General features: G+C 69.7%; 28 protein-coding genes. 19 read left to right on the top strand and 9 right to left on the bottom strand.

Annotation, left to right across the window (positions count from 1 at the left end; all coding sequences use genetic code 11):
- Positions 1 to 58 precede the first annotated feature (58 nt).
- The 6 genes from AMYBE_RS0130875 (at position 59) to AMYBE_RS0130850 (ending at position 6,284) form a co-directional block, all read left to right on the top strand.
- Positions 59 to 427, top strand: coding sequence for a YciI family protein (locus AMYBE_RS0130875; RefSeq protein ID WP_020663255.1), 369 nt, complete (start codon positions 59 to 61; stop codon positions 425 to 427).
- A 139-nt stretch (positions 428 to 566) separates the two neighbouring features.
- Positions 567 to 2,168: a fatty acyl-AMP ligase gene (locus AMYBE_RS0130870; protein WP_020663254.1), complete on the top strand. Its 1,602-nt coding sequence runs from the start codon at positions 567 to 569 to the stop codon at positions 2,166 to 2,168.
- Positions 2,161 to 2,418 carry an acyl carrier protein gene (locus AMYBE_RS0130865; protein WP_020663253.1) on the top strand — a complete coding sequence of 86 codons (258 nt, stop codon included), beginning with the start codon at positions 2,161 to 2,163 and terminating at the stop codon, positions 2,416 to 2,418. The genes AMYBE_RS0130870 and AMYBE_RS0130865 overlap by 8 nt, the downstream gene beginning before the upstream one ends.
- A gap of 1 nt (position 2,419) precedes the next feature.
- Entirely contained in the window at positions 2,420 to 2,737 is a 318-nt protein-coding gene (locus tag AMYBE_RS0130860; RefSeq protein ID WP_020663252.1) for a hypothetical protein, read from the top strand.
- Positions 2,737 to 5,871: a WXG100 family type VII secretion target gene (locus AMYBE_RS46745; protein WP_027928188.1), complete on the top strand. Its 3,135-nt coding sequence runs from the start codon at positions 2,737 to 2,739 to the stop codon at positions 5,869 to 5,871. The genes AMYBE_RS0130860 and AMYBE_RS46745 overlap by 1 nt, the downstream gene beginning before the upstream one ends.
- An 8-nt stretch (positions 5,872 to 5,879) precedes the next feature.
- Positions 5,880 to 6,284: a hypothetical protein gene (locus AMYBE_RS0130850; protein WP_020663251.1), complete on the top strand. Its 405-nt coding sequence runs from the start codon at positions 5,880 to 5,882 to the stop codon at positions 6,282 to 6,284.
- A gap of 93 nt (positions 6,285 to 6,377) precedes the next feature.
- Here AMYBE_RS0130850 and AMYBE_RS0130845 read toward each other — a convergent pair whose 3' ends face one another.
- A complete protein-coding gene (locus AMYBE_RS0130845; protein ID WP_020663250.1) occupies positions 6,378 to 7,988 on the bottom strand; it encodes an MFS transporter in 1,611 nt (536 codons plus the stop codon).
- 215 nt (positions 7,989 to 8,203) lie between these two features.
- Here AMYBE_RS0130845 and AMYBE_RS0130840 point away from each other — a divergent pair, with 215 nt between their 5' ends.
- Both AMYBE_RS0130840 and AMYBE_RS0130835 read left to right on the top strand, forming a co-directional pair.
- Positions 8,204 to 8,788, top strand: a complete 585-nt coding sequence (locus AMYBE_RS0130840; protein ID WP_020663249.1) for a helix-turn-helix transcriptional regulator — start codon at positions 8,204 to 8,206, stop codon at positions 8,786 to 8,788.
- Between the two features lie 98 nt (positions 8,789 to 8,886).
- Complete coding sequence (locus tag AMYBE_RS0130835) at positions 8,887 to 9,753, top strand: class I SAM-dependent methyltransferase (protein WP_020663248.1); 867 nt, start codon at positions 8,887 to 8,889, stop codon at positions 9,751 to 9,753.
- Between the two features lie 60 nt (positions 9,754 to 9,813).
- Here the strand turns inward: AMYBE_RS0130835 and AMYBE_RS0130830 are convergent, their stop codons facing one another.
- The 3 genes from AMYBE_RS0130830 to AMYBE_RS0130820 all read right to left on the bottom strand — a co-directional run bounded on the left by AMYBE_RS0130830 (position 9,814) and on the right by AMYBE_RS0130820 (position 14,274).
- Positions 9,814 to 10,953 carry an alkaline phosphatase family protein gene (locus AMYBE_RS0130830; protein WP_020663247.1) on the bottom strand — a complete coding sequence of 380 codons (1,140 nt, stop codon included), beginning with the start codon at positions 10,951 to 10,953 and terminating at the stop codon, positions 9,814 to 9,816.
- Positions 10,954 to 11,178: 225 nt separating this feature from the next.
- The gene (gene ggt / locus AMYBE_RS0130825) at positions 11,179 to 12,978 is read right to left on the bottom strand and encodes a gamma-glutamyltransferase (protein ID WP_020663246.1); all 1,800 of its coding nucleotides are present in this window, start codon (positions 12,976 to 12,978) and stop codon (positions 11,179 to 11,181) included.
- A 246-nt stretch (positions 12,979 to 13,224) separates the two neighbouring features.
- Entirely contained in the window at positions 13,225 to 14,274 is a 1,050-nt protein-coding gene (locus AMYBE_RS0130820; protein WP_020663245.1) for an aldo/keto reductase, read from the bottom strand.
- 100 nt (positions 14,275 to 14,374) lie between these two features.
- Between AMYBE_RS0130820 and AMYBE_RS0130815 the strand changes: the two genes are divergently transcribed.
- A complete protein-coding gene (locus AMYBE_RS0130815) occupies positions 14,375 to 14,959 on the top strand; it encodes a TetR/AcrR family transcriptional regulator (RefSeq protein WP_020663244.1) in 585 nt (194 codons plus the stop codon).
- A gap of 44 nt (positions 14,960 to 15,003) precedes the next feature.
- Here the strand turns inward: AMYBE_RS0130815 and AMYBE_RS0130810 are convergent, their stop codons facing one another.
- Positions 15,004 to 15,999 carry an amidohydrolase family protein gene (locus AMYBE_RS0130810; protein WP_020663243.1) on the bottom strand — a complete coding sequence of 332 codons (996 nt, stop codon included), beginning with the start codon at positions 15,997 to 15,999 and terminating at the stop codon, positions 15,004 to 15,006.
- Positions 16,000 to 16,116: 117 nt separating this feature from the next.
- Between AMYBE_RS0130810 and AMYBE_RS0130805 the strand changes: the two genes are divergently transcribed.
- Both AMYBE_RS0130805 and AMYBE_RS0130795 read left to right on the top strand, forming a co-directional pair.
- Positions 16,117 to 17,007 (top strand): LysR substrate-binding domain-containing protein, encoded by an 891-nt coding sequence (locus AMYBE_RS0130805; RefSeq protein ID WP_020663242.1) that lies wholly within the window; start codon positions 16,117 to 16,119, stop codon positions 17,005 to 17,007.
- 452 nt (positions 17,008 to 17,459) lie between these two features.
- Complete coding sequence (locus AMYBE_RS0130795; protein ID WP_020663240.1) at positions 17,460 to 18,212, top strand: DUF2637 domain-containing protein; 753 nt, start codon at positions 17,460 to 17,462, stop codon at positions 18,210 to 18,212.
- Here the strand turns inward: AMYBE_RS0130795 and AMYBE_RS0130790 are convergent.
- Both AMYBE_RS0130790 and AMYBE_RS42700 read right to left on the bottom strand, forming a co-directional pair.
- Positions 18,188 to 18,565 carry a hypothetical protein gene (locus AMYBE_RS0130790; RefSeq protein WP_020663239.1) on the bottom strand — a complete coding sequence of 126 codons (378 nt, stop codon included), beginning with the start codon at positions 18,563 to 18,565 and terminating at the stop codon, positions 18,188 to 18,190. The two genes, AMYBE_RS0130795 and AMYBE_RS0130790, sit on opposite strands and share 25 nt — an antisense overlap.
- A 30-nt stretch (positions 18,566 to 18,595) precedes the next feature.
- The gene (locus AMYBE_RS42700; protein WP_020663238.1) at positions 18,596 to 19,681 is read right to left on the bottom strand and encodes an IS110 family RNA-guided transposase; all 1,086 of its coding nucleotides are present in this window, start codon (positions 19,679 to 19,681) and stop codon (positions 18,596 to 18,598) included.
- Positions 19,682 to 20,190: 509 nt separating this feature from the next.
- Here AMYBE_RS42700 and AMYBE_RS0130780 point away from each other — a divergent pair.
- Positions 20,191 to 21,396: an IS110 family RNA-guided transposase gene (locus tag AMYBE_RS0130780; RefSeq protein WP_020663237.1), complete on the top strand. Its 1,206-nt coding sequence runs from the start codon at positions 20,191 to 20,193 to the stop codon at positions 21,394 to 21,396.
- A gap of 32 nt (positions 21,397 to 21,428) precedes the next feature.
- Here the strand turns inward: AMYBE_RS0130780 and AMYBE_RS42695 are convergent, their stop codons facing one another.
- Complete coding sequence (locus AMYBE_RS42695) at positions 21,429 to 21,785, bottom strand: DUF397 domain-containing protein (protein WP_020663236.1); 357 nt, start codon at positions 21,783 to 21,785, stop codon at positions 21,429 to 21,431.
- 1 nt (position 21,786) lies between these two features.
- Positions 21,787 to 22,653 carry a helix-turn-helix domain-containing protein gene (locus AMYBE_RS0130770; protein WP_020663235.1) on the bottom strand — a complete coding sequence of 289 codons (867 nt, stop codon included), beginning with the start codon at positions 22,651 to 22,653 and terminating at the stop codon, positions 21,787 to 21,789.
- A 298-nt stretch (positions 22,654 to 22,951) separates the two neighbouring features.
- Here AMYBE_RS0130770 and AMYBE_RS0130765 point away from each other — a divergent pair, with 298 nt between their 5' ends.
- The 7 genes from AMYBE_RS0130765 (at position 22,952) to AMYBE_RS0130735 (ending at position 25,930) form a co-directional block, all read left to right on the top strand.
- On the top strand, positions 22,952 to 23,212 hold the full coding sequence (locus AMYBE_RS0130765) for a hypothetical protein (RefSeq protein WP_020663234.1): 261 nt from the start codon (positions 22,952 to 22,954) through the stop codon (positions 23,210 to 23,212).
- Positions 23,209 to 23,346 (top strand): hypothetical protein, encoded by a 138-nt coding sequence (locus AMYBE_RS45190; protein WP_020663233.1) that lies wholly within the window; start codon positions 23,209 to 23,211, stop codon positions 23,344 to 23,346. The genes AMYBE_RS0130765 and AMYBE_RS45190 overlap by 4 nt, the downstream gene beginning before the upstream one ends.
- Positions 23,343 to 23,699 carry a hypothetical protein gene (locus tag AMYBE_RS0130755; protein WP_020663232.1) on the top strand — a complete coding sequence of 119 codons (357 nt, stop codon included), beginning with the start codon at positions 23,343 to 23,345 and terminating at the stop codon, positions 23,697 to 23,699. The genes AMYBE_RS45190 and AMYBE_RS0130755 overlap by 4 nt, the downstream gene beginning before the upstream one ends.
- Positions 23,700 to 23,746: 47 nt before the next feature.
- The gene (locus tag AMYBE_RS0130750; RefSeq protein ID WP_245573278.1) at positions 23,747 to 24,163 is read left to right on the top strand and encodes a hypothetical protein; all 417 of its coding nucleotides are present in this window, start codon (positions 23,747 to 23,749) and stop codon (positions 24,161 to 24,163) included.
- Positions 24,164 to 24,175: 12 nt separating this feature from the next.
- Complete coding sequence (locus tag AMYBE_RS0130745; protein WP_020663230.1) at positions 24,176 to 24,415, top strand: hypothetical protein; 240 nt, start codon at positions 24,176 to 24,178, stop codon at positions 24,413 to 24,415.
- Positions 24,416 to 24,422: 7 nt separating this feature from the next.
- Entirely contained in the window at positions 24,423 to 24,686 is a 264-nt protein-coding gene (locus AMYBE_RS42690) for a helix-turn-helix transcriptional regulator (RefSeq protein WP_020663229.1), read from the top strand.
- Between the two features lie 68 nt (positions 24,687 to 24,754).
- A complete protein-coding gene (locus AMYBE_RS0130735; protein ID WP_020663228.1) occupies positions 24,755 to 25,930 on the top strand; it encodes a radical SAM family protein in 1,176 nt (391 codons plus the stop codon).
- The last annotated feature ends 3 nt before the right edge of the window (positions 25,931 to 25,933 follow it).

The following is a 25,933-nucleotide window of genomic DNA, read 5'->3' as shown; positions in this document are numbered from 1 at the left end:
CGTCGAGCCGGCTCCGGCCACTGGGCGAGAAGCACCGGAACAAGCAAGGAGCACAGTCATGAAGTTCTTGGTCAGCTTGCACATCAACCAGGCCGTCTTGGACGCGTTGACCGCGGAGGAGACAGCGGCGCTTGGGGACGGCGTCACGGCGTTCATGGAGTCGGTCAAGAAGTCCGGTGAGCTGATCGCTGCGCAGGCGCTGGCCGCCCCGGCGGAGGCTGTCGTCGTCGCCGTGCGCGGTGGGCGGACGGTCACCACGGACGGGCCGTTCACCGAGGCCAAGGAGTTCCTCGGCGGCTACTACCTGCTGGAATGCGCATCGCGGGAGCGGGCGATCGAGCTTGCCGCGCGGATCCCGGACGCGGCCATCGAGGGGCTCGGGGTGGAAGTGCGACAGGTCGTGTTCTCGGACGGTCAGCTCGCGTGAGCCGGGGCCCGCCGCGCTCGCGTGCGGCGGGCCCAGCCCGGACGGTTCCCGTCCTGATCGAGGGACCGGGGTTCGGCGCGGGGCCCCGGCAGCTAGTAGGTTGCGCCGGGTGTCCCACCAGAGCGTGCCCGACGAGGTCATGCGCGTCTCGATCGTGGAGCGGCTTTTCGCCCGCGCCGACGACGACCGGCCGCTGTTCACTCACCAAGATCACTCCCGTGCCGTCGAGCACACGCTGACCTGGGCCGACTTCGTCGGCCGGGTCCGGGTCGCCGCCGGGGCGCTGCGCGAGGTCGCGGAACCGGGCGACCGGGTCGCGATTCTCGCCGGGCAGGAACTTGCTTATCCGCTCGCGTTCTTCGGCGCGCTCACCGCCGGGCTGGTCGCGGTTCCGTTGATGCCGCCCGGAAAGCGGGTCGACCGGCTCAGCGGAGTCCTCGCCGACGCGGGCGCGCGGGTCTGGGCGACCTCGGCAGCGGCCGCGAGCCGGGTGCGCGGGTTCGGCGAGCCGGACGCGCTCGTGGTGGTGGACGAGCTTTCCGGGCCGGGCGCCGAGCCGGTCGCAGTGGACCCGGAAAGCCCGGCCTACCTGCAGTACACGTCCGGTTCGACACGCGAGCCGGCCGGTGCGGTGATCTCGCATCGGGCGATCGTCGCGTCCTGCTGGCAGGCCAGCCAGGCGTACGCCAGCGACGAGGGCACGACCTGTGCCGGCTGGATCCCGTTCTTCCACGACATGGGCCTGATCCAGCTGCTGTGCCTGCCGGTCTACGCGGGCGGCCGTTCGGTCTTCATGTCGCCCGCCGAGTTCGTGCACCGGCCGGGGCGGTGGCTGCGGCAGCTCTCCGACTATCCGGCGGTCTTCACCGCCGCGCCGAATTTCGCCTACGACCTCGCCGCCGACGCGGGAGCCGACGACGATCTCGACCTTTCCGACGTCCGCGTCGCCCTCAACGGCGCCGAGCCGGTGCGGCCGCGGACCGTCGAGCGGTTCTGCGAAGTGTTCGGCCCGCGCGGGTTCCGGCGCGAGGCGCACCGGCCGTCCTACGGGCTCGCCGAGGCCACCGTGTACGTCGCGAGCGCCGGGCCGGACGGGCCGCGCGGCGCGGTGTTCGACCGGGAAATCCTTGCCCAGGGCCAGGCGGTCGAGACGCCGGACGGGCAACCGGCGATGTCGGTCGGCCGGCCGGTCGGGCAGCTGGTCCGGATCGTCCACGATGGACACGAGCAGCCCGAGGGCGAAGTCGGCGAGGTGTGGGTGCACGGGCCGAACGTCGCGTCCGGCTACTGGGGCCGGGGCGACGCGGCGACGTTCAGCGGGGTCCTCGACGGGCTCGAAGGCTGGCTGCGCACCGGCGACCTCGGCGTATTCCATCGCGGCGACCTCTACCTCACCGGGCGGCTCAAGGACTTGATCGTCATCGACGGCCGCAACTTCCACCCGCAGGACATCGAGGCGGCGGCGGGCGAGGCGCATCCCGCGGTCCGGCGCGATCGGGTCGCTGCGTTCGGCGTCGCGGACGAGGACGGCGAGGGCGCGGTGGTGGTCGCGGAATGCGTCCGCGACGCCGAGGCCGACGTGCGGGAGGTCACTCGCGCCGTGCTGCGCGCGGTGTCGCGCGAATACGACCTCACCCTGCGTGCAGTACGGCTGGTCCCTTCTGGCGGACTTCCGCGCACTTCAAGCGGCAAGGTCGCCCGTTCGGCGGCCAAAGCACGTTACGGTGACCTCCGTGGGTGATCACTGCGCCGAGGTCACGAAGGTCGTCAGCGACACCTTCCGGCTCGACCCGGCTCTCGTCGTGCCCGAGGCTTCGCTGGAGGAGCTCGGCATCGACTCGAAGGGCCGGATCAAGCTGCTCGCGGCGCTGGAGATCTACTACGACGTGACGATCGAGCTGGACGAGCTCGACCGGTTCACGGACGTGGAATCCGTGGCGGAAGTGCTCGCGGAGGCCCTGGCAACTGGCCGAGCTGAGGAGAAGCGCTGAAATGAGCGGCGGGGGCGGGTACACCGCGACGACCGATGCCTTGTCGAAGGCGTCGAAGAACATCGGTGACCTGGCGGAGAAACTGCTGGACGACAATCCGGACCTGCAGAACTCGCAGGTGACCAAGGAGAAATTCGGCCGGGTGCACGAGGCGCACGCGGACAAGTACCTCGCCGGCGCGAAAGCGCTCGGGGAAGCGCTCTCCGGCTACAGCAAGACGCTCGAGGCGTTCGGCACGAACATCAGCTCCGCCGGCTCGAAGTACGGCGCCAACGAAGACAACCAGGTCGGCAACATCGACAACGCCGGGACGCTCTGATGGCAAAGCAGTGGGCTGACGTCAAAAAGCTGCTCGACGACCCGGGCACCCCGGTCGACGACAAGAAGAAGCTGATCACCGCCTGGGAGAACGAGCACCCGGGCGACCCGGAGGAGTCCGGAAAGTACCTGGACGCGTTCGCGAACGGCTACGCCGACCCGTTCTACAGCGGCGATTCGGTCGACGACGTGTTCGACAGCACGCAGAAGGCCAGCGCGCAGAACAAGTACAACGAGGACCAGGAAAAGAAGAACGTCGACGAGGGCAAGGGTTCCCTCGACGATCACAAGCCGCCAGCCGCCGGCGAGGGCCCGGACGCCACCCCGACCGGCACGGCGACCTCCGACGAGCTCTTCGACGCCGCCGCGCCCGCGCTGAAGCTGTTCGAGACCTTCGGCTCGCTGCTGGCCAAGATCCCGGACGACTGCCGCGGCAACACCCGCGCGCTCGACCTCGACAAGGACGTCCGTTCCCGGTTCGACGAGCAGCGGGGCATCAACTTCCACGACTTCATCGAGGACTCCGCGCACTTCAAGCGCGGCTCGGACACCATCAAGAGCACATTGGACAGCACCGGCACCGAACTGGGCACGCTGTTTCAGACCTGGACCGGCGCGGCCGCCGACGCGGCGCAGCAGAACTACAACGACAAGATCCAGAAGAAGGCCGCGAAGCTCGCCGACACGCTGAGCACCACCAGCGAGGTGACGCTGCACACCGCGACGACGGTGTACGACCTCTGCAAGGGCAAGGCCGACGCGGTCGTCAAGGGGTACTCCGAGCTGGTCGGCAAGGCCGACTACACGATGGCGCAGAAGGTCATCGCGGTCGCCAACGGCGAGCACGGCAGCATCGACGACCTGTCGGCGATCGCCGGCTGGATGGACCTCAACTTCAACACCAACCTGGTCAGCAGCCTCAACGACCAGGGCTGCTGCGACGACGACGAGATCCAGTCGCACGGCAAGGACCTCGCCAAGCAGTGGATTCAGAACCAGTTCAATCCGGACATGTGGGACAACCACTGGGTCGGCTTCGACAAGAACTGCACCAGCACCAAGGAACTCATCGACAAGGCATACGACGCCCTCGACAAGCAGATGGGCAAGGTCAAGAACGAGTTCGAAGGCGCCGACGGAGCGGGCGGGGCCGGTGCCGGTGGCGGTGGCGGCGGTGTCGGGGGCGGACCCGGCGGCGGCCAGGGCGGTGGTCAAGGCGGCTACCAGGGCCCGGGCGGCTCCGGCGGCGGCCAGGGCGGCTACCAGGGGCCGGGCGGCTCCGGCGGTGGGCCGGGCGGCGGTTCCGGCGCCGGGGTCCCGGGTGGCGGCGGCTCGGACTCGGACAAGCCGTCCAGCGATCACCCCGGTGGCGCCGGGGGCGGGATTCCCGGCGGTGGCCCGGGCTCTGGCGGCGGTTCGGGTTCCGGCGGCGGTTCGGGTTCCGGCGGCGGCAAGGTGCCCGACCTGACCATGCCGGAAGGTACCGGTGGCGGCGGTTCGCTCGGCGGGGGCGGCGGCGCTGACTCCGGCGGCGGCTCCGGCTCGGGCGGCGGCTCCGGCTCGGGCGGTGGTTCGGGTTCCGGCGGCGGGTCCGGCGGCCAGGATTCGGCCGCGGCGCAGGAAGAACAGCGGCAGAAGGCGGAAGCCGAGGCTCGGCAGAAGGCCCAGGAAGAGGCCAAGCAGAAGGCTCAGGCTGCGATGGACGCGCTCAAGAAGGACGGCCTGGGCGGTTCCGGCGGCAGCAGCCTCGGCGGTCCGGGCGGCAGCGAACCGGGCAACGCGGGCGGTGGCCCGGGCGGTTCCGGCGACGGCGGTTCCGGCAAGGGCGGTCCGGTCGACGGTCCGCCGATCAAGACCGACCCGGGCGGCGGCGGTTCCGGCCTCGGCGGCGACGGCGGGCCCGGCGAGGACAAGAACCACGACGGCAAACCCGATGACGGCGGCCCCGGCAACGACAAGAACCACGACGGGAAGCCGGACGACGGCAAACCGGGCGAGGACAAGAACCACGACGGCAAGCCGGACCACGACGGCAAGGACGAGGACCGGGATGTCCTGAAGGTCAAGCAGGGCGACAAGACCTTCGAGATGACCGAGCCGGACCACGACGGCAAGATGGACATCAAGGTCGGCGAGGGGCCTGGGCACGTCAAGGACTTCAAGATCGACTGGTCCGACGACAAGTCCGGCCAGCCCGGCCAGCACGACGGTCCGGACGCGGTGCACCACCCAGGCCCGGACGGCAAGATCCACCTCACCGACGGCGACGTCAAGATCACCGCAGAGCGCCCGGACGGCCCGGGCGGCCCGACGGTCGTCACCGTCGACGACGGCAAGGGCAACCCGACCACCTACACGCTCGGCGAGGAAGACCAGAAGTCCGGCGACCACCTCGCGCACGGCGGCGACGGTCCGCAGGGCGGCGGCCCGGGCGGCGGTCACCACGGCGGTCCCGCTGGTCAGCACCCGGGCGAGGGCACGGGTCCGAGCGGCGAGCACGGTCGCCACGCGGGCGACAGCACCGGCCACGACGGTCCCAGCGGTCAGCACGGCGGACCGGCCGAAGCCCGGCATGGCGGCGGCTTGCCGTCGCACCCGATCGAGGGCGGTCCGGGTCCGCAGCTGCCCGGTGAGCACGGCCCGGCCATACCCGGCAACCACGGTCCGGTCGTGCCCGGCGGACACGGTCCGGTCCAGCCGGTCGACCACGGCCCGGCCATGCCCGCCGGACACGGCGGCGCGGGCGTGCCCGGCGGTGCGCACGCACTGGGCGGGCCTGGCCCGGCCATGCCGAGCGGCAGCCCCGGTATGCCGGTGACGCCCAGCAGCCCGGTCGAAGGCGGCGCTCACAGCGGAGCCGGGATCGCGCAGCCGGCGCAGCCCGCGTCGCAGCCGGACCACGGCGTCGCTCCGTCTGGTGCCACTGGCCAGCAGGGTTCCGCCGGGATGCCGGGCGGCATGGGCGCGATGGGCGGCGGCGGGCACGGTGGCGGCGGCGGAGGCGACACCGAACGCCGGGCCGCCTACCGTGTGGAAGGGGCTGTCTTCGACACGATCGGCGAACCGCCGGGCAGGCGGATCACCGGCTCGCTGGACGATGACGACGACGAATCGCCCGCTATCCGGACCTGGTAGGAGGACGCATGAGCGAGACCGCCGCGATTAAGGCCGAACTGGACGCGCTGGTCCGGGAGCAGTCCGATCGCCGGGTCCTGCACGAAAAGCGCGGCGAGGAGATCAAGGCGCAGTCGCAGGAGTACATGGCGAAGCAGGTGCAGGCGGCCGAACGGTACGTCCAGCATCGGCGGGAGTTGGGCAAGCGCAAGACCAAGGCCGGCTGGAGCACCGACCGGCCGAGCGCGGAGCCGCCTTCCGCGTTCGACTCCGACGAGTTCGGCAACGAACCCGGCTCGGCTTCGCCGTTCGCGGCGACGCCTGGGCCGCGTTCGCCGCGGGACGAGGCACCGCGGCGTCCTTCGCGGCGCCCGCGTCCGGTGGACGACGACGATGACGACGACGCTTTCCTGAACAACCGCTGGCGCGACTGAGGCTCGTTGGGCGGCAGGAAAACCCCTGCCGCCCAACGCCTCACAGATGCTTGCTGAGCTGCCGAAGGTGCTGCCGCATCAGCTGCACGCGGCTCACGAACGGATCTTCGACCGGCTGGATTCCGCGTCCTCGACCGGGCCGGAGGGGCTGCCGCCGGCCGCCGACCGGGCCTGGTTCTTGGGGCCTCGCACTGCGACGTAGCCGAGCAACCCCACCATGACGGCGACGCCGGTCCACATGGCTTGCTGCCATCCGTCCACAAAGGCCTGTCGGGCGGCCAGGACGATCTGCTCAGCGTGCGAGCCCGCGCTGCCGGCGACCGCGGCGGCGTTGGCGATGCCCTCACGGGCGACGTTCGCGGCCTCCTGCGGGACACCGGACAGCTGGCCGTCGATCGAGTTGCGGTAGCCGGCGGACACGAGCGCGCCCAGCGAGGCGACGCCCAGGGCGGTGCCGAGCTCGCGGGTGATGTCGTTGAGCGCCGAGGCGACACCCTGCTTGTCCCGCGGCAAAGAACCGGTGATGGCCTCGGTGGACGGCGTCATCGACAGGCCCATGCCCAGCCCCATGGCGACCAGCCCCGGCAGGATCGACAGATAACCGCCCGCCACCGATACGAACAGTCCCATCCACACCAGTCCCACGCCGGCCAAGGCGACGCCGGCGGCCATGGTCGCGCGGGGGCCGATGGCCTCGGCAAGCTTCGCCGCGAGGCCCGACGCCAGCATCATCGAGATGGCCATCGGCATCATGGCCGCCGTCGACACCAGCCCCGACCACCCGAGCACGGCCTGGAAGAACGGGAACAGCACCACGCCGATACCCGCCTGGACGCCGAAGACCACGAGCAGCGTGACCGAGCCGCCGGCCAAGCCGCGTTCCCGAAACAGGCGCACGTCCAGCAGGGAGGAGTCTCGGCGGCGCAGCTCCCAGACCACGAAGCCGATGCCGGCGACGATGCCGGCCCCAAGGCTGATCAACGTCGCGGGGGAGGCCCAGCCGCGCTCGGGCGCCTCCTGCAGCACGAAGATGAGGCCGACGACCGCGACGCTGGAGAGCAACGCGCCGATGGTGTCGAAGGGGTGAGCTGACCGCTCACGGGAGTTGGGCACCGACTTCACAGTGGTCGCCAGCGCCACGACGATCAGCACGGTCGGGAGTGCGAACAGCCAGCGCCAGCTCGCGACATCGACCAGGAGCGCGGAGAGGAACATGCCCAGGATGCCGCCGCCGCCGGCGACGCCGGTCCACACACCGATAGCCCTGCCGCGCTGGTCCTCCGGGAAGGTGGAGGTGATCACGGCGAGGGTGATCGGCATGATCATCGCGGCGCCGACGCCGCTGATCAAGCGTGCGGCGATCATGACGCTCGCGGTCGGGGCCAGTGCCGCCACCACGTTCGCGACGCCGAACAGGACGAGCCCCGCGGTGAGCATGAGCTTGCGGCCCAGCCGGTCGCCGATCGCGCCGAGCGGCAGCAGCAGCGCGGCCAGGGCCAGCGGGTAGATGTTGATGATCCAGAGAACAGTGCTCAGCGAGGCACCGAAATCGACAGCCAGGTGGGTCTGGGCGACGTTGAGGCCCGACACCGAGGCGACGACGGCCATCAGCGAGATGGACACGGAGATGAGAATGGCGCGCAGCTGGCGTGCGTCTGGAGCGTCGCCGGGGGCGGCGTCGGGTGCGGACTCGATGGAGGTCATGGGTTCCTCTCAAAAGAGCAGGGGGGATCACGGGTCCGGGTGATGCCCGGACGCCGGAAGCGGACGGCGGTGTGCCGCAGAGGTCAGCCGGCCGGGACGCGGTTGGGTGCCGCGTCGCTGCCGGCCACGGCGGCCACGACGACGGGCTCGGGCCGTTCCGGCCCGGCTGACGCCAGGTTAAGCGAGAGTTGCGGTAGTGGCATACACTCTTGCTTATGATGCAAGAAGAAGGCGCACTCGACGGCCTCGTGCGCAAAAGGATCCGGGCGCTGCGGGTCGCACAGGGTTTATCGCTTGAAGAGTTGGCCAAGCGAGTCCACCTGGGTCAGTCCTCGCTGAGCCGCATCGAGAACGGTCAACGCCGACTGGCGCTGGACCAGCTGGTCGCGCTGGCCCGCGCCCTGGACACCACCCTCGACCAACTGGTCGAGAACGCCGTCGACGACGTTGTCATCAGTCCGATGAACCACGGCGTCAACGGACTGAGCTGGCCGATGAAGGGCGACCCCGGGATGACCGTCATGCGCAGGCGCCTGACGGAGCCGCCACCGGGCACCCCGGCCAGGATGCGCGCCCATCCTGGCCGCGAGTGGCTCGTCGTGCTGTCCGGCACCGCCACCTTGTTGCTAGGGGACAGCAGCTTCCGCGTCGACACGAACCGTGCCGCCGAGTTCCCGACCATGATGCCGCACGCGATCGGCGCGGCAGGCCGTCCGTGCGAAGTCATGTTCATCTACGACCGGGACGCCCGGCGCGGACACCGCGAGAACGACGACGACTCCGAAACCGCGCGCTCATAACGGCGTCGCTTTGCGTTCGCGGCATCGCGCGTGCCGATTTCCTTGCGTAAACCGCAAGGTTATACGCGGAAAAGGCATAACGCTTCTAATGTGGCAGCATGACGCACGCGCACGCCCACGGGGGCCACCACAGTCACAGCCACCAGCACCACGACGCGGACAGCGCGCAGGCGGAGATCCTCGAGCTGGACGCTGAGGTCCTCGCAGAGCACACGAACGACATCGTCAAGTGGCTGCCCCTCAACGGTAGCCCGCGCCAGATCGTGGACCTCGCCGCCGGTACCGGCGCGGGCACCTTCGCCCTGCTCAACCAGTTCCCCGATGCGCACGTCACGGCTGTGGACACCTCGCCCGGCCATCTGCGGCGGCTCAGCGAGAACGCCTGCGCCCGCGGCGTGGACGCGCACGTCCGCACGGTGCTCGCGAACCTCGACGACGCCCCCTGGCCCGACCTCGGCACTCCGGACCTGGTGTGGGCCTCGGGCTCCATGCACCACCTGGCTGATCCCGACCACGCCCTGCGCAGCGTCCACGACCTGCTCGCGCCCGACGGCCTCTTCGTCGTCGTCGAAATGGCGGGCTTGCCGCGCTTCCTGCCCAGGACTGCGCCCGCCGGCCGGCCGGGTCTGGAGGACCGTGTCCACGCCGTGAGCGACCGCCGGCACTCCCAGAGCCTCCCCCACCGCGGTGCCGACTGGGGACCGATGCTCACCGCCGCCGGGTTCGTCGTCGAGGGCGAGCTCGTCGTCGACGTGGACGTCGACGGGACCGGCAATGCGGCGGTCGGCCAGTACGCACTCGGTGCGCTGCAACGCGTTCGCGGCGCGGTCGCGGCCGAGCTAGATGCGGAAGACCTCGCCGCGCTCGACCTGCTGCTCGACACCGACAGCCCGCACAGCCTCCTGCGCCGCGACGACCTCGCGGTCCGCACCCAGCGTTCCGTCTGGGCCGCTCGCCGCACCTGAGGCCGAGTCGTCGACTCGAAGAACGCGCGCTGCGACTGCTCTCGAAGCCGCGTCCCTTCCTCAGTGCACGGTCAGCGGTACGTCGTTCGGCGGCGGCAGGGTGCCCCCACCGCGCAGCAGAACCGGGCCGACCGGCGCGGGTTTGGCTACCGGCGGCGGGGGCACCGGGGTCGGCGTCGGCGTGGGTTTCGGCGGCGCGGGCTGGGTGACCGTGGTGCCGTGCGCGGGCGGCGGCGGGTTCAGTTTCGCGCCGGCGGTGACGTCGACGAGGTCGGCCAGCCCGTGGTCGCCGTCGACGCGCGGCACACCGAGCTTGGGCAGGCCCAGCAGGTCGATGACGGTCTTGGGAATGCTCGGATGCCACGACCAGCGGTGGTCGATGCCAGGCCGGACCCGTCCGCCGAACATCAGCAGCGGCACGCGCGGACCGTAGGCGAGCTGGACGCCGTCCGGGGTGATTTCGACGTTCGGGGTGGCGACGTGGTCGTCGTAGCCGCCCCAGTCGTCCCAGGTCAGCAGGAAGACCGTCGAGTTCCACCGGCCGGCTTTCACGATCGCGTCGACCACCTGCCAGACCGCGTCTTCGCCCTTGCTCACGTCCGCGGGCGGGTGCTCGTCATAGGGCGAGTCGTGCCAGACCATCGACAGCGCCGGCAGCGTGCCGGCCTGGGCGTCGGCGATGATCTGGGCCGAGCGCACGATGTTCGGCGAACCCTTGAGCTGCTGGTAGAACTCGACCGGGTAGCCGCTGGTGCCGGTGTAGGCCTTCCAGCTCACGTTGTGGTCGGCGGCGAGCCCGGGAAGGGACGGCAGGTCCCACACCGGGTCGGTCTGGCCGCGGGGCGGATTGCGCAGGGTCGGCGTCTGCCCGCCGACGATGAGCAGGTGGTTCGGCGTAGAGTTGGTGCCGTAGCCCGCGCAGTGGTTCTCGATGAAGGCGCCGCTCGCGGCGAGCCAGGCGTAGAACGGCAGATCGGCGACGGTGTCGAACTGGACGTGCGCGCCGGTGCTTTTCTTCGTCAGCCAGCTGTAGTACGCCTTGCGGTCGTGCGGCTGATCGGATTTCGGCGGATTGGGCGTGGTGGGCCAGCCGGTCGCGACATTCGCGCCGAACGCGGCCATCGACCGGAAGTAGTTGTCGGTGGTGTGGTTTTCCTGTACCAGGACGACGACGTGCTCGATCGGGCCGGTGGAGGCCATGGGGATCCCTTCGGAGCGGGCCGGTTCCGGTGCATGATCGCCCGTCGGGGCCGGGCCGGCCACCCGGAAGACCCGATGAGACCAACCGGATTCCGTTGCGCCGCCCGGGATACCGCGGATTGCCCGGAAGGAGCCGTTGGCCGGATTCGCGTCCGCCGGCCCGGCCGGGCAGCACGACGGCCTGCCGCCAGGAGCAGCGGCAGGCCGTCGGTTTACCCGGTTACGTCAGTGCCGCGGGTCGATCACCGCCGCGGACGTGCCGCCGCGCCGGGACGGCTCCCCGGCGGCCAGGAGCTGGCCGTGCGGCAGGAATTCGATGCCGGCGGCCACGCCGATGGACCCGGCGTTCTTGAAGCTCTGCCCCAAGGTTTCCAGTCCCTTCGTGGTCGGCAGCGCGAGGAAAGCGGGTTCCGCGTCCGTCATCGCCGCGTTCCGCTGCGAGGCACGCGGCGCGGTGATCGCGTCCGGCAGGCTCATGCCGAGATCGAGCCGGTTGACCAGGATCTGCAGGACGGTCGTGATGATCGTGGCACCGCCCGGCGAACCGATCGCGAGGAACGGTTTGCCTTCGTGCAGCACGATCGTCGGCGACATGCTCGAGCGCGGCCGCTTGCCCGGGGCGGGCAGGTTCGGGTCGGGCGCGGTGCCCTGGGTGGGCGCGAAGTTGAAATCGGTCAGCTCGTTGTTGAGCAGGAAACCGTGGCCCGGCACGGTGATCCCGCTGCCGCCGAGCTGTTCGATCGTGTTGGTGTAGGACACGACGTTGCCCCACTTGTCGGTGACGACGAAGTGGTTGGTGTGCTGCTCGTTGCTGTCCGACGAAGCGGCGGTCCCGGTGGCGCAGCCGCCGCCGGTGGCGTACGGGTCACCTGGCGCGACCGGGCTCGTCCCGGCTTTCGCGGGGTTGATCTGGCAGGCGCGCGTCGCCGCGAAACTCTTCGAAAGCAGTTGCTGCTGTGGCACATTCACGTAGCGCGCGTCGCCGATGTACCGGTTGCGGTCGGCGAAGGCGAGCCGGGTCGCTTCCAGATAGTGGTGCAGCGCCTGGACCCGGTCCATCTTGGACAGGTTGAAGTTGCCGAGGATGTTGAGCGACTCGCCGACCGTGATGCCGCCGCTGGAGGACGGGGCCATGCCGTAGACGTCGTAGCCGCGGTAGTCGATGTGCGTTGGGCTGCCGTCGAGCGCCCGGTACGCGCGCAGGTCGGACACCTCCATCGGACCGCTCATCGCGGCGATGCCGGCCCCGGGCGCGACCGGCGGCTTCTGCGCGGTCTGTACGAGGTCGCGGCCGATCGAACCGCCGTAGAACGCACCGATGCCTTCGCGCTCGATCTGCCGGTAAGTCGCGGCGAGGTCCGGGTTGCGCAGGACGGAGCCGGCCTTGGGCGCGGCGCCGCCGGGCAGGAACAGCTGGGCGCTGGGCGAGAAGTGGCCCAGCTTGGTGGCCAAGCCCTGCGTCTGGCTCTCGAATTCGGGTGTCACGACGAACCCGTGCTGGGCGACCTTCTCCGCGGGCTTGAGGTTGTCCGCGAGGCTGAACTTGCCCCACCGTTGCAGCGCTCGTTGCCACGTGGCGAGGTTTCCCGGCACGCCGACGGACCGCCCGCTCTCGACCGCGGTCTCGAACGGGTACGGCTTGCCGGTGGCCGGGTCGATGAACATCGTCGTCGAGTCGCCGGCTGGCGTCGCCTCGCGCCCGTCGATGGTCGAGACGGTCTTGGTGCGCGCGTCGTAGTAGACGAAGTACCCGCCGCCGCCGAGACCGGCGACGTACGGGTCGGTCACGCCGAGCGTCGCGGCCACCGCGACTGCCGCATCGGCAGCGGTCCCTCCCCGGCGCAGCACGTCGATGCCAGCCTGCGTGGACTCGACGGTGTCCGAAACGACCGCGCCACCGGAACCCTCCGCGACCGGAGCCCGGGGCGGGGCCGGTCTGGCCGAAGCAGCGGGTGCCGACGCCAGCACGCAGACGGCGGCCAGCCCAGTGGCCATCGTGGAGGTGAAGATCCGCTTCGCAGGCATCGCAACCCTTTCTCGGCGCCGGGGGTCTTGGCACCGGGTAAAGCTCCGGTGAAACCGGGGGTGTCCTGTTTTAGCACCGGATGCGCCGCGGCGGCATGGTCCGCGCGAGGGATCTGTGTCGACAAAATCGTGCCATTAAGGATCGAAACGGATTTTTCGGGCGCAGCCGTGTTTAGGTCTGCCCGTGCTGTTTCTCCTGGGAAGGGCGCGCAATGCGGGCCGCCGCGCCGGAACGGGCGATCGGCCTCACTTCAGCGCCATTCCCGGAACACGGGCGCGGATGGCATCCATGGTCGCCTCGTCCGAGACGCCCTGCCAGTCGTACCGCGGCGTGTAGGGGGCGGTGAGGGCACGGACGTCGTCGTCGCTGAGTTCGACGTCCAACGAGGCGAGCGCGTCGTCGATCTGCCGGGTCGAACCGGCACCGACCAGCGGTGCGGTGACCACCGGTTGACGGTGCAGCCAGGCCAGGGCGACCGCCGCGCGGCTCACGCCATGGGCAGCCGCGACCTTCCCGACCGCGTCGATGATGGCGTGGTTCGAGGCTTCCTGCTCGGGCGAGTAGAGCGCGTCGGCATAGGCGCCGTCGGTTTCGGCGCGGGCGGTGGACTTCGCGTCGTCCCAGGCGCGGGCGAGGCGGCCGCGGGCCAGCGGGCTCCAGATGATCGTGCCGACGCCCTCGTCCAGGCAAAGCGGGATCATTTCGCGTTCTTCTTCGCGGGCGAGCAGGTTGTAGTGGTCCTGCATCGACACGAACCGGGCCCAGCCGTGCTGCTTCTGCAGGTGCAGGGCCTTGGCGAACTCCCAGGTGAACATCGAGGAGGCACCCAGGTAGCGCACCTTGCCGGCCTTGACGAGGTCGCTGAGTGCTTCGAGGGTCTCCTCCAGCGGGGTGGCGTGGTCGTTGCGGTGGACCTGGTAGAGGTCGATGTAGTCGGTGCCCAGCCGGCGCAGGCTGTGCTCGACCTCGGTCATGATCGCCTTGCGGGACAGCCCTTTTCCGTTGGGGCCGGGGCGCATCGGGTGGCGCAGCTTGGTGGCGATCACCACGTCGTCGCGGTCGGCGAAGTCTTTCAGGGCGCGGCCGAGGATCTCTTCGCTGGACCCGTTGGAGTACATGTTCGCGGTGTCGAAGAAGTTGATGCCGGCGTCGAGGGCGTGCTTGATCAGCGGGCGCGCGTCCTCCTCGCCGAGCGACCAGACGGGGTGGCCGCGATCGGGTGCGCCGTAGGTCATCGCCCCGATCGCGATGGGCGAGACATCCAGGCCGGTGGTGCCGAGCTTCACGTAACGCATGGGAGGTCTCCTGCCGCGGAAGATGCGGAGGATTCTCCGCAAGTGACTTCGAAACTAGCGGAGGATTGTCCGCATGTCAAAGATGGGGCATCATCGAGACATGACCGACCGGACCCCGAGCACCTACGGCACGCAGCGCCAGGCCGCCGCGCGCAACCGGGTCGCGATCATCGAGGCCGCGCACGAGCTGTTCGCGGACAACCCGCTCGTACCGCTGAGCGAGGTCGCGAAACGCGCCGGCGTCGGCGCCGGGACGCTGTACCGGCATTTTCCCACCCGCGAAGACCTGATCCTGGCGGCCTACCAGCACGACATCGAGCGCCTCACCACCACCGCGGACGAGGTGCTGGCCCGCCACGCATCCGCCAAGGCGGCCTTCGTCGAGTGGTTCGAGACGCTGTCGGGCTACATCCGCATCAAGCACGGCCTCGGTGACGCGTTGCACAGCGCCGCCGCCCAAGAGGTGATCAGCGCGTCTTGGGCGCCGACCACGGCCGCAGTGGCGAAACTCGTGGACGCCTGCGTCGCCGAGGGCACCATTGCCGCTGGGCACGACCCTGCCGACATCATCATGTTGATGAGCTTCCTGTGGCGAGTCGCGAACAATGACGAGGGAATTGCTCAGGGGCGACGCCTGATCGCCGCCGTGTTTTCCGGGCTGAAAGAAGTGCCCCAGCCGATCTGACCGAGACCGGCTGTCGATCGATCACCGTCGGGTCGTGAGCCGATTCAGCCGAGGCCGAGCAGCTTGTCGGCGTTGCCGTGCGCGATCTTGTCCTTGTCTTCGTCGGACAAGTCCGACTCGGCGAGGAACGCCGCGGCGCCTTCGTTGCCGATCATGGGGAAGTCCACGGCGTGCAGGATCCGGTCCACGCCTACCGTGTCGACGCAGTACCGCAGCTGAGCCTGGCTGAACATGCCGCTGGGCGTGATGAACACGTTGCGCTGGAAGTACTCCCGGAAAGTGCGGTCGAGCTTGGTCAACCGCCGGGGCATGGCCTCGTCCAGCCGGTCGAGGTAGAACGGGATGAACTCGCCCCAATGGCCGAGGACGAACCGCAGATCCGGGTAGCGGTCGAGCACGCCGGCGAGGGTCAGGTGCAGGAAGTGCACCGCGGTCTCCTGATGCCAGCCCCAGGCGGCAAGCCGGAAGGACGCGGACACCACGGGGCTGAGCTGACCGGCGTAGCTCGCGTCGCTGACCGCCCGCGGCGGCGGGGCCGGGTGCAGGTAGATCGGCACGTTCAGCTCGCTCGCCGCACGCAGGATCGGGTCGAACCGGGGCTGGTCCAGGAACTCGCCGTCGGTGCGGCCCATGATCATCGTGCCGACGAAGCCCAGCTCGCGGACGCATCGGCGCAGCTCGTCGGCGGCCGCGTCGGGCACGGCGGTGGGCAGGGCGGCGAATGCGGCGAACCGGCCCGGGTAGGCCTTGACCGCCTCGGCCGCGGCGTCGTTGGCCGCCTTGGTCAGCTCGGCCGCCACCCGGCCGGGCAGGAACATGTTCTGGCAGGACAGCACCTGGGTGGTGATGCCATTGCGGTCCATGTCCGCGATCCGGGCGGCGCCGATGTCCGGCAGGAGGTGCAGCCGCTCGGTGTAGGGCATCCCGGCGCTGGCGTCGAACGCGGCCGCGTGGCCGGGGACGAGCTCGGCCATGCCCGGCGCGCCAGCGGCGGAGACTGCCGGGTCGGTCCAATGTTCTTCGAGCGTGACGATCCGCATCGCTACTTCCTGTCCGTCGCCGATCTTTGACCTGCGCCTCCATCCTGGTTCCAGCAAGCAATAAGCTCAAACACTTGTTTCTGATGTTCTGATCAGTTTTCCTGATGGGAGCCCGGGATGGAGCTACGGCACCTGAGGTACTTCATCGCGGTCGCCGAAGAGGGCGCCTTCAGCCGGGCCGCGCGTCGGCTGCATGTCGTCCAGCCCACGCTCAGCATGCAGATCCGCGACCTCGAAACCGAACTCGGCGGACCGCTCTTCGACCGCGGCGCCCGCCGGACCAGCCTGACTCCGGCCGGCCAGGCGTTGCTGATCGAGGCAAGGCAGGTGCTGGCCCAGGCCGAGCGGGCGCGGACCGCGACCCGGTTGGCGCTGCGCGGGGAGACCGGGAGCGTGCGGATCGGGGTGGCCGGTGCCGCGGTGTTCGGCGGCCTGCTCACCGGCCGGATCCGCGCGTTCTGCGCGGCTCGGCCACTGGCCCGCATCGAACTGCGGGAGGCAGGTCCGCAACGGCAGCGGGCCGCGATTCTCGCCGGCGAGCTGGACGTCGGCTACAGCGCGCTGCCAGCCCCGCCCGACGAGCCCCGCCTGACCTCGATCTCGGCCAGCTCCGCGTCGTTCCTGGTCGCGCTGCCCGCCGGACACGCGTTGGCCGAGTGCGAAACGCTCACTGCCGAGCAGATCGCCGGGGAGGAACTGATCGAATACTCCCTCGGCGAAAGCCGCGACGATCCGGCGCTGAATCTCATGCGGAACACGGGCCTGAACCTGTGGCCCATGTCTGCTCGTTACCGGGCGGACAGCACGTTGAGCGTGCTCGCGCTGGTCGCTGCCGGAGCAGGGATCGCGGTCGTCCCCGCCGGGGTGGCCCGGGCCGCGGTACCGGACGTGGCATACCGGCCGCTCGCCGAACCAGACCTCGCCGTCGAGTTTCACTTGCTGCACCGGGCCGAGGAACCCGACCCGGTAGTGGCCGCGTTCCTGAACACCGACGCGGAGAGCTGCTGAGCTGACAGGCTCATGCTGTCGCGCGGAACTCGGCCACGGAGCGGGCCGGGTCGGGAATCGGCCCGCCAGCTCGATCGGAGCCGAGCTGTGCGCCGTTCCGGAAGCGGATCTTCAGGGCGGCGTGTCTACTGATCACGGCACTAAGGTCTGGGTGGGCCTAACGCTTCAGCATACGAACCGCGAAGTGTTGGTCGAAGGCCCTGAGATCATGATCCGCCCGGTGGGCACCCGTCGCCTGGTGGCCGGTGGTTCCCGATGAGCGGCGACACGATCATCACCGGGTTGACCCCGATCCAGGCCGACGGGTTGGCCTGCGTGACGTGCGGAGCTGACTACCTCCGCGTCCGGGTCCCGCATGTGCCAGTGGGGCGGTCGGTGACCGGCTCCCAGGTGTTCGCCCGCGTCGGCTGCTGCCTGGTTGACGCGCGGCGTGCAGCGGGAGGTGTGTTGCGGTGAGCGCCGCGACATCTCCGGCTCGGCGGGACCGCTTGCTGTGGGTGCAGTGCGCCTGTACTGCGCTGGTGGCGCTCGGTGCGGCGTACGCCTCCTACCGGCACGGCCGCGAGTTCGCCGTGCGGTTCGGCGCAGACGAGACGACGGCGGCGATCTGGCCGTTGATCGTGGACGGCATCCTGACCACGGCCACGGTCGAGCTGTGGAAGACCACCGGCCACGGCCGCCGCGCCGGTGGCCGGTGGGCCGCCTGGTTGTCCTTTGTGTTCGGGATCTGCCTTTCGCTGTGCGCGAACGTGGCGGCGGCCCCGGAGCTGAGCGTGTTCGCCGTGGCGGTGGCGGCGTGCCCGCCGCTGGCGCTGCTGCTGGCCGTCGAGCTGCTCAACCGAGCGCTCAAACGCCATCGTGCCGAGACCGCGAGCGAGACCACCGCCGATACCATCGAGACCACCGGGACCGGCAACGAGCCGGGGAGGGTGGTGCGTCTCGCGGTGGTCCCGGAGCAGTCCCGCCCGCCAGCCGAGCCGACCGCCGAACAGCGGATGTGGGCCTACTACGTCACCGAACGGTCCAAGGGGCGCACGCCGACCGGCGCGGAGCTGGACCAGATCGCCGGGACCAACAACTACGGCCGTCGGGTGCTGCGGCGATGGAGGACCGCCGGGCGGATCGCCGACAGCAGCCCGGCGAAGGTCGGCGATGCGCGGCCGGTCGTGTCGCCGGTTGGTCAGGCTTTGCGCCAGTCGATCTGAGGTGCCCGCACGATCTGGAGTTTCTGCCGTCGGATGTCCCACGTTGCCGCCGCGCCGGGGCCGTTGACGTGATGGCGGACGGCGGCCTGCACCCGGTCTTGCTCGTCCTGAGCGAGACCGATGTCCTGGTAGTCGTGCCGCCATTCGTAGGGCTGGCACACGATCCGGCGGCGTCCGAGGCGGGTGCGGTCGAGCTTGGCGGCGGCGAAGTCTCCGCCCCCGCCGCTATCGCAGTAGTGACAGAACCAGGGCCACGGCGGAAGGGCGATCCACCGTGGCCCGCCGCCCGGAACGCGGGCGTTGCTGAACACGAAGTCCAGCAGCTCACTGATCGGCCGCTGCCGTACAACCACCGCGCGTCGCCCCGAGGCTGCTATGTCATGTCAAGCCGCGCCGAGGTTGATTTGAGCGTCGTAGGCAGGGTTGCCAGGTGTGGTGCGCTCGAGCAGCTTGAAGATCGTGCGGGCGAGGGCGCGTTTGATGCACCGCTGCGCGTCGCGTGATGTCTTGCCCTCAGCGCCCCGTTTGGCGATGTAGGACCTGGTTGAGGGGTCGACGCGCATACGGATCAGGGTGATCGTGTGGAGGGCTCGGTTGAGCTGGCGGTCGCCACCGCGGTTGAGGCGATGCCGGTGAGTCATCCCGGACGAGGCCGGGATCGGCGCGGCGCCTGCGAAGGCGGCGAACGCGGCTTCGGAACGGAATCGGCCGGGGTGGGACCAGCTGATGAGGATCTGGGCGGCGCTGATCGGGCCGACGCCGGCCATGTCGATCAGGTCGGGAGCGATCTGCTGGGCCAGGGTGGCCAGTTCGATCTCCAAGTCCTTCGCCTCCGCCCGCAGTGCCAGGATGCGCCGGGCGGCTGAGCGCATCGCCCGGATCGTCATGCGGTGCTCGAGCGAGCTGCCGGGCTGATCGTTCAGCTCGGCGCAGTAGGTGATCTGAGCCGAGCTGGACTGGCCTCGCAACTCGGCACGCAGGTCTTCGGGCGCGGAAACGATCAGGGCCTTGAGGTGGTTGATCGCGGCGGTGGCGGCCAGGACGGCGCTGTGACGAGTGGTCAGCAGGACGCGCAGGGCTTCGCGTTCTCCGCGGCGGCGAGGATGGATCAGCTGTTCGCTGGCCAGTGCTTCGCGTGCAGCGCGCACGGCATCGAGACCGTCGGTCTTGCAGCCGCCGCGCTGAGCCGGTCGTTTCGGCCGGCAGACCTCGACAACACGTTCGCCTTCGGTATCCAGGAACGCGGCCAGGCCGGCGCCGTAGCTGCCGGCGCCTTCCAACGCCCAGCACCTAGCGCCGGGAATGTGCTGGCGGGCGAACTCGAGTAGTTTCCGGTAGCCGCGGGCATCGGCGGTGACGTCGGTGTGGGCGAGCACGGCGCCGATCGGGGTGACGACGGCTGCGGCGAGGGTGTCGCGGTGGGTGTCCACCCCGATGACGCCGTCGACCTGTTCTGCGAGCATGGTCATGCGGTTGTGGTTCCTCTTCTCCAAGCGGACAAGCCGTGTGTTCGGCGTCGGCCTGGGTAGAGGTCACCCGTGCGGCAGAACTGTGACGAGTCACGCCGCGTGCGGCGGACGAGCTGCTATCAAGCCAACCAGGTGGGCCAGGCCGACGCCGGCGCTCCAGCAGACATCTCGGGGGCACGGCAGATCATCAAGATCGCCAGTTACCTTTCGAGTCATGCCGGAGCAGCCGGCGCCGAGCCTGACAGCAACCAGACCAGGCCGAGCTGCTGCCCCAGAATCACAGTTACCTTTTTCGTAGTTCCTGATCAAGGAGCTGTGGTCACCAGGCCTGGCATGACTAACGCCCCCAGTCGAACCCATGATCCGGGGGGTGGTGTCACCGGGCCTGGTGGCATCGAGGGACCGCTGATAGGGACACGGCCACCAACTGGTAGGTCTCGTCGTAACGTGGGTGCCGGCGCTCGATGCCCGACCGGTGACCACCTACGGCGGACGAGAAGGCTTGATGGATGAGCAGCAGCTTCGGGGTGTTTCTCGGCCTGGATGTCGGCAAGGAAGCCCACCACGCAGTCGGACTCGACCCGGACGGCAAGCGGCTGCATGACGGGCCGCTGCCCAACACCGAAGCCAAGCTGAAGGCGCTGTTCGACAAGCTCGCCGCCCACGGGCCACTGCTGGTGGTGGTCGACCAGCCCGCCACGATCGGGGCGCTGCCGGTCGCGGTCGCCCGCGCAGCCGGGCATCAGGTCGCCTATCTGCCTGGCCTGGCGATGCGCCGCATCGCCGACCTCTACCCCGGCCGGGCGAAGACCGATGCCCGGGACGCGTTCATCATCGCCGACGCTGCCCGCTCGCTGCCCCACACCCTGCGCCCGGTCGACGTCGGGGACGAGGCCTTGGCCGAGCTGGAGGTGCTGGTCGGGTTCGACGACGACCTGGCCGGCGAAGGCACCCGCCTCAGCAACCGCATCCGCGGCCTGCTCGCCGGCATCCACCCGGCTCTCGAACGCGCCATCGGCCCCAAGGTCAGCCACCCGGCGGTGCGGGAGATCCTGTCGCGCTGCGGCGGCCCGGCCGGGATCGCCCAGGCCGGTCGCCGCAAACTGACCGCGATCGCGAAGGTCCACGCGCCGCGCATGGGCGAGCGGCTGGTCGAGGCGATCATGACCGCCCTGGGCGAGCAGACCGTCACCGTCCCGGGCACCGCCGCCGCCGACACCGTGCTGCCCAGACTGGCGGACAACTTGAAAACCGTTCTCCAGCAACGCAAGCAGGTCGCCGAGCAGGTCGAGGGGATACTTGATGCGCACCCTCTTGCCGGGGTCCTGACATCGATGCCCGGCATCGGCGTCAGGACCGCAGCCCGCATCCTGCTCGAGGTCGGCGACGCCTCCAACTTCGCCAGCTCCGGGCATCTGGCGGCCTACGCCGGCATCGCCCCGGTCACCCGCAGTTCCGGCACCAGCATCAAGGGCGAGCATCCGGCCCGGACCGGGAACCGTCAGCTCAAACGGGCGTTCTTCCTCGCCGCGTTCGCTGCCCTGTCGGACCCGGTCAGCAGGGCCTACTACGACCGCAAACGGGCCGAGGGCAAGAAACACAACGCCGCGCTGATCTGCCTGGCCCGCCGCCGCTGCGACGTGCTCTACGCGATGCTCCGAAACGGCGCCCACTACCGTCACCCGGGGCCAGTTCCCACGGCAGCTGCGGCTTGACAACCACATAGGGACACCCCCCCGGATTGTGATCAGGCGATGGCGAGTTGCGGAGCGAAGTCAAACTCGCCGTCGGCGGCTCCGCCGAGGAAGGCCGACCACTCACCGTCGTCGAAGCGAAGCTCGACAGCGGTGGTGAGCGACCGGACAAGGGTGTCGGTGCCGATCTTGGTAATGGTGGCGATCCCGTTTGCGCTGGTGGGGGTGCCTTCAGAGGCGTCGCGGATGAAGGTCGCCCAGGCGTTGTAGGGGAAGATGATCGTGCCTGCGGCGGGGTGCTTGCTGTGCCGGATGACCACGCCGTCTGTGGTTGGGGCGACCTCGACGCAGTTTTCGCCGTTGCTGCTGCGGGTGGAGGTCCGCCACGCGAGGCGGTCGGCGGGGGTCATCTCAGTCCTCCGGGTTGGTTGTCAAGGTCTCGATGCGCGCGGCGATGGCGTCGGCGGATTCGGCCAGGGAGAGCGCGGCGGCGCACAACCGGTCCGCAGACAAAGTATACGCCCCGACTTGATCTTGGTCCTGGACGTAGATGGCTCCGGTGGGGTACTCGATGTAACCGATGCTTTGGGCTTCGTCGAAGTCCAGCAGCAGGAAGTCTCCGTCGAGCCCGTCGTGGACGGCGACGCTGACCGGCATGACGTGCAGTTCGACGTTGTCGCGCTGCATCAGGGTGAGCAGGTGTTCCAGTTGTTCCCGCATGACCTGCGGGCCGCCGACGACGCGGTCAAGGACGTACTGCTCGATGACGGCGCGGAACCGCAGCGGGTTGGTGTCGTCGGTGAGCCGCTGTCGCGCCATGCGGGCGCGCACGACTTGCGGGGCGTCCATCGGCGGGACGCGGAGGTTGCCCACCAGCAGTCCGGCGGCGTAGTCGGGTGTCTGGAGTTGGCCGGGCAGCAACAGCGATTCGTAGGAGAACTCGGCGGCGGCGAGCCCTTCGAGCCCGACGAAGATCTTGAACCAGTTGGGCAGCACGTCGCTGAATGGTGCCCACCAGGTGCCCTGATCGGCGCGCGCGGCCAGCGACGCCATGCGGTCGACGTGCTCCACGTCCGCGCCGTACGCCCGGAGTAGCGCGGTGACCTCGTCGGGTTTCTGCTGTGTCTTTCCAGTCTCCAGGTAGTTGATCTTTGCCTGGCTGCACCCGAGCACCTTGGCCGCTTCGGTCTGCTTCAGGTTGGCGCGCTCGCGGGCGACCTTCAGGTCGTGCCCGATCAGGAAGCGCAATGCGGACGGGTCTGCGCGGTGGTCGGCCACTGATGTCCTCCCGTATGCCTGCCAGATCACACACAGTGTCGCATCTATCGAGTCACATAACAGCAGATCCACCCGATGGATGTATGGATCTATGTATATATACAAGCTATGTTACAGTGGTGCCGACATAAGGACGGTACACGAGGCGAACGGCACGCCAACGCGCAGGTAAGCGCGCTACGGCTGTCCGACGCCCCCAGCCCCGGCGGGGCCGGGCCGGACCCCCGACCTGGTCCGGCTTCGCCGGTACCACCAGCCGACCCTCACCGTGGGTCGGTGCGGCGAGCGGAGAGCGGTCATGTGGCGAACGCGACGCAAGCCCAGCCAGTGGGTGGCAGCGTGCCGGGATATCGCCGGCCGACGCCGGGAGATCCTGGTCCTGCCCACCGACGATGACCGGGTGGCGCTGGTCTTCCCGCCCGGCGAGGTTGCCGTGCTGGAACCGTTGCAGGCCGGTCGCCTGCGCGCCGCGCTGCGAGACGCCCTGTTCGCGTTGGACGAGGCCGCCATGCGCGGGGAGCACGAGCACTCCGTCCCGACCGTGCGGGCCACCGCATGAGTTCCGCCGCGCAGGTCGTCGTGCTGGTCATCGCGGTCACGGTGTTCGTCGTCCGGTTGGTGGCCGCGCTGTATCACGCGCGGGTTGACGGCCGGATCGCCGCCCGCCACGCTCGCCAGGAGCGGCAGCCGTGAGCCCACTATCCGCACGCGCCGCCCGCGAGCTGGGCCGACGCCTGCACGCCGCCGGATTCCGTCCCCTGCCCGACGTGGCCGACGACGGCGAGCTGATCGGCACCCGCCTGTGGCGAGTCCGCGCCGGATACGTGGAATACCTCGCGCTGCGCCCCAGCGGACTCGCCCACGCTGTGCGCGCCGAAGCCATCTTCGACTACCAACGCCCCACCGAGCACGGCCCGGTGATTGAGCACCACTCCGGACACGCCATCAACGCCCTGAACTGGCTGCTTACCAGCGCCGACCCGCGCTCGGGCGACCGGCCGCGCCCCTACGCCGCCGGCGAGCCCGACGAGCCGGGCGGTGCCTGATGGCCGCCCTGAATCTGCCCACGACCGGCACCCATTGGAGGCACAGCATGACCACCGCCACACCGACCCGCCCGGACGAGCAACAGGCCACTGAACCAGAGCGTGACCTGCGGATTCATCGTCACCTGTTGGATCAGTTCGTCCCCGACCCGTCGGCGATGATGCCGCTGTGCGACGAACCAGGATTTGCCGCGATCTTGGAAAGCATGGTCGCTGACGAGGCACCCCGTCTGTTCGCCATCGTGCAGGAGTACGGCCAGCGCGTCGACGCGCGGATCGCCGCGTGGGGCATCGCCTTCGACGATGGCCACGCCGAGATCGCAGCGCGCGGCGTGCAGGGCAGGCTCCGCGCGCCGGAGGACGCGCTGCGCTTCTTCAACTTCGGCAGCCACATCCGCGCCCGGCTCGTGTGGTTCAACCCTGATGCGGCCACACCGCCCGACGATGACGATGAGGCTGCCTGACCAGGCACTGCCGTGTCGGCCGAGGGTGTGCTGTGGCTGCCGGGCGTGTTCCGGCCGCTCTACCACGCCATACCCGACACCCAACGCCGCACGGACTTCGACAACGTGATCGTGCTGTGGGCCGTCTGCGGAGCGCCAGCGACGCCCTGGGCGGGCAGCGCCCTGCCCTACCGGCCGTGCCCCGACTGCGAACGCATCGTCGGCCCCATGCCGACCACGAACCTGACCCGTCACGGCCACCGGAAGGAGTGAACGAATCGTGGCCCGATCACCGCGCCCGCTGGCCAACCGGCGCGTCGTCGTCGGCTTCACCCAAGAGGCACTGGCCGAGGCGCTGGGCGTCGATCGCACCACGATCGGCCGCTGGGAACGCGGCGAACAGCAACCCCAACCCTGGCAACGCCCCGACCTCGCCCTCAAGCTCGGAGTCACTCTGGAAGAGCTGGACGGGCTGTTGCGGCATCCCGGCCCGGAGCTGCCGACCGCGCCTGCCGAAAGCGGAACTGTCGGTCTCAGCTCGTAAACTCTGTGTACAAGATTCACTCGCCTGGGTAAACATGGAACGACAGGCTGTCAAGGAGCGTGGAGACCATGAATACCCGCCTCGGCGTAGGCGAACGCCGGGTCAATCACTCGCGCCGTACGCGGACCGCGATCGTCGACCAGCACGCTACCTGGATCGCGGTGAACCCCGTCCAGGGATGCCCGAAGGTCTGCTCGTACTGCTTCCTGAACGAGCGGGGCCAGACTGCCGTCCGACCCGAGCACTTGGCCAGCCCAGCGGAAACGGTCGACCTGCTCACGGCGTCGCCGTACTACGCGCCGGATCGCCCGGTTGCACTGTACACGTGGACCGACGTGATGGCACTGCCCGGCTCCCGTGCGCACCTCGCCGACCTGCTGGCCGTGCTGGTGGAACGCAAGATTCCCAACCCGATCGTGCTGATCACCAAGTGCCCGATCCCCGATGACACGCTCGACACGGTAACCGCCGCTCGCCGTGCCGGGCTGCGGACGATCGTGTACCTGAGCTACTCCGGGCTGGGGCGCGACGTGGAACGCGGTATCCGGCACGAGGAGCTGAAGGCCAACTTTCCCCGGCTGGCCCATGCTGGCATCCCGGTGGTGCACTACTGGCGTCCCGCGTTCCCAGAGCCGGCGACCGTCAGCGCGATGGAAGCGGTCTTCGACTGGGCGGCGACGTACGCGCGGTGCACCGTGGCCGCCGGGTTGAAGGTGGAGCCCGCCGCGTTGCCCCGATTAGCCGGGCTGTGGCCGGAACTGGCCACCACGCCGGGCGTCACCACGGCCGAAGGTGTCTACCCGCAAGCGTTCTGGGACTTCATCCATGCCACCCACCAGCGCCGCCCCGACCATCCGTTGTTCCACACCAACTCCTGTGCCTTGGCCTACGTACTCGGCCAGCCGGACCGGTTCGGGGTGTTCGGCGGCACCGTGTGCACGGCACGCAACCACTGCCCGACCGCCCAGCGTCGCCGCTGCGAAGCCGACATCCTCCGCCGACCGGCCCCGACCGAGGCGACTGTCCGCACCGCGCTGGATCGACGTGGGCACGCCGACACGCCGTTCACCCTCGACCATCCCCGTGGAGAAGTCGTGATCCATGCGGTCCTGCCCACCAACACCGCCGCCGCGCTGACACATGATCTTGGCATCCGGGTCCGCGTCGCCCGCCAGCACAGCGACCCCTATTGGAGCAGCGGAACGGCAGGTGCTTTGCCGCTGGTCATCGGTGATGCCGGATGACAC

Source organism: Amycolatopsis benzoatilytica AK 16/65, from assembly GCF_000383915.1.
In the GTDB taxonomy this organism is placed as follows: domain Bacteria; phylum Actinomycetota; class Actinomycetes; order Mycobacteriales; family Pseudonocardiaceae; genus Amycolatopsis; species Amycolatopsis benzoatilytica.
This window is presented reverse-complemented; position numbering and strand designations above follow the sequence as displayed.